4 protein-coding genes are annotated in these 2,496 nt (G+C 77.4%); 3 read left to right on the plus strand and 1 reads right to left on the minus strand.

Annotated elements, in window-relative coordinates; all coding sequences use genetic code 11:
• Positions 1-124: 124 nt before the first annotated feature.
• The 3 genes from ABEB16_RS21900 (at position 125) to ABEB16_RS21910 (ending at position 2,239) form a co-directional block, all read left to right on the plus strand.
• Complete coding sequence (locus tag ABEB16_RS21900; protein WP_345714281.1) at positions 125-1,120, plus strand: ATP-binding cassette domain-containing protein; 996 nt, start codon at positions 125-127, stop codon at positions 1,118-1,120.
• Entirely contained in the window at positions 1,117-1,959 is an 843-nt protein-coding gene (locus ABEB16_RS21905) for an ABC transporter permease (protein ID WP_425560294.1), read from the plus strand. The genes ABEB16_RS21900 and ABEB16_RS21905 overlap by 4 nt, the downstream gene beginning before the upstream one ends.
• A gap of 70 nt (positions 1,960-2,029) precedes the next feature.
• Positions 2,030-2,239 (plus strand): hypothetical protein, encoded by a 210-nt coding sequence (locus tag ABEB16_RS21910; protein ID WP_345714282.1) that lies wholly within the window; start codon positions 2,030-2,032, stop codon positions 2,237-2,239.
• 48 nt (positions 2,240-2,287) lie between these two features.
• On the opposite strand, the gene ABEB16_RS21915 is transcribed toward ABEB16_RS21910, so the two are convergent.
• Positions 2,288-2,496, minus strand: a 209-nt coding sequence (locus tag ABEB16_RS21915) for a hypothetical protein (protein ID WP_345714283.1), incomplete at its 5' end; no start/stop codon positions are given.

Genomic DNA, 2,496 nt, shown 5'->3' on the forward strand with positions numbered 1-2,496 from the left:
CGCCGTGCCAGCGGCGCGGCAGCGCCGTGCCAGCGCGCCCCGCGTGCGCCCGCCGGGCGCCAGCCCCGCGGCAGCGCGCCCGTCCACGGTGGGGGCAGACCACCACCGAGCGGGGAGGACCACCGTGACCCACGCGATCGAGGCCGAGGGGCTGCGCAAGCGCTTCGGCACCACCCAGGCCCTCGACGGGGTCGACCTGCTGGCCCGCCAGGGCACCGTCCTCGGCGTCCTGGGCCCCAACGGCGCCGGCAAGACCACCGCCGTGAAGGTGCTGGCGACGCTGCTGCGCCCCGATTCCGGCACCGCCCGCGTCGCCGGGCACGACGTGGTCCGCGAGCCCGCGGCCGTGCGCCGCCTCGTCGGCCTCACCGGCCAGTACGCCGCCGTCGACGAGGACCTCACCGGCCTGCAGAACCTCGTCCTCATCGGCCGGCTGCTCGACCTGGACGGCCCCGCGGCCAGGCGCCGCGCCACCGAGCTGCTGGAGGACTTCGGCCTCACCGACGCCGCGGGCCGCCGCGCCGGCACCTACTCCGGCGGGATGCGCCGCCGCCTCGACCTGGCCGCCAGCCTCGTCGGGCGCCCCGCCGTCGTCGTCCTCGACGAACCCACCACCGGCCTGGACCCCGCCAAGCGCGAGGACATGTGGGACGTGGTGCGCCGGCTCGTCGCCGACGGTTCCACGGTGCTGCTCACCACGCAGTACCTGGAGGAGGCCGACCAGCTCGCCGACGAGATCAGCGTCATCGACTCCGGGCGCGTCATCGCCCACGACACCCCCGAGGGCCTCAAGCGCCGCGTCGGCGGGCGCACCCTGACCGTGCGCCCGGACGACCCCGCCGACCTCGACGACGTGTGCGAGGTGCTGGGCGAGGTCACCGGCGAGCGCGCCGCCCGGCTGCCCCGCGGCACCGCCGCCGTCCCCGTGACCGACGACGGCGCGCTCACCGCGGCGGTGGCGCGGTTCGCCGGGCGCGGCCTGGCGGTGCACGAGCTGTCCCTGCACCTGCCCACGCTCGACGAGGTGTTCACCGCCCTCACCGGTGGCGCCCGCGCGGCGAACCCCGAGAACCCCCGGAACCCCGAGAACCCCCCGAACCCCGAGGAGGTCGCCGCGTGAGCACCGAGACCCGTTCCCGCGCAGCGCGGACCGCGCAGCGCGCCGTGCCGCGGCGCGAGGCGGCCGACGCACCCGGGCCGCTGCGCGGCCTGCGCCACGTCCTGGCCCTGGCCGGGCGCAGCCTCGTCAAGACCGCCCGCACCCCCGAGGCGCTCCTCGACGTGACGGTCCAGCCGGTCGTCTTCCTGCTGCTGTTCACCTACGTGTTCGGCGGCGCGATCTCCGGCGGCGACCGCCACGAGTACCTGCAGGCGCTCGTGCCCGGGGTGATCGCCCAGTCGCTGGCACTGGGGGGCTTCGCCCTCGGGCAGAACCTCAACGCCGACATCGAGAACGGCGTGTTCGACCGGTTCCGGTCCCTGCCCATCGCCCGCTCGGCGCCGCTGGTGGGCGCGGTGCTCGCCGACGTCGTGCGCTACCTGCTCGTGTTCACCGTGCTCGTGGTCGCCGGCTCGGTGCTCGGGTTCCGCGTGCAGACCGGGGCGCTGGACGTCGTCGCGGCCCTGGGGGTGTCCGTGGCGTTCGGGTTGTCGTTCTGCTGGATCTCCGTGCTCGTCGGGATGCTCGCCCGCAGCCCCGGTGCGGTGCAGGGGGTGATGTTCATGCTGGTCATGCCGCTGACGTTCGGCAGCAACGTGTTCGTCCCGGCCGACAGCATGCCGGGGTGGCTGGAGGCGTTCGTGCGGGTGAACCCCGTGACGCACCTGGTGGACGTCGTGCGGGGGCTGCTGCTCGGCGGTCCCGTGGCCGGCCCGCTGACGTGGACCGTGGCGTGGATGGTGGGGCTGGTGGCCGTGTTCGCGCCGCTGGCGGTGCGCGCCTACCGGCGCCGCGCCTGACCCGGCCGGTCGCGCCACGCCGGGCGGCGGGGTGCGAGGTGCCGCCGCCCGGCGCTGGCATGCTGCCGCCGTGGCCAGACACCTCGTGGAGCGCACCGGCTCCCGCCCCGCCCCCGGTGCCGCCGCCTCCGCGCTCGCCGTCCTCGCGGTGGTCACGGCGTTCGTCCTCGCCCTGCCGGCGCTCGTGGGCGCCGGCACCGGCTACCGCCCCCGGCACCGGCACGTGCGGCCGGTGGCGCTGCGGATCGGCCCGCGCCGCTTCGCCCTGCGCACCTCCTGACCCGCACCTCCCGACCCGCACCTCCCGACCGCGACGGCACCGCCGCGCTCACCCCGCGGGCCGCTGCCGCACGAACCGCTCGGGGTCCACCAGCGCCACCGCCTCCTCCCGGGGCAGCTCCCGCCCGCGCCGGTGCGCCGCCTCGAAGCCCTCGTGGCCCAGCGCGGCCACCGCCCGCGCGGTCACCGCCGCCACCCGCCGGTCCGTCGGGTCGTCCGCACCGCGCAGCCGGGCCACCGCCCCCAGCAGCGCCGCGC

Source organism: Kineococcus glutinatus (assembly GCF_039542765.1).
GTDB classification, from domain to species: Bacteria; Actinomycetota; Actinomycetes; order Actinomycetales; family Kineococcaceae; genus Kineococcus_A; species Kineococcus_A glutinatus.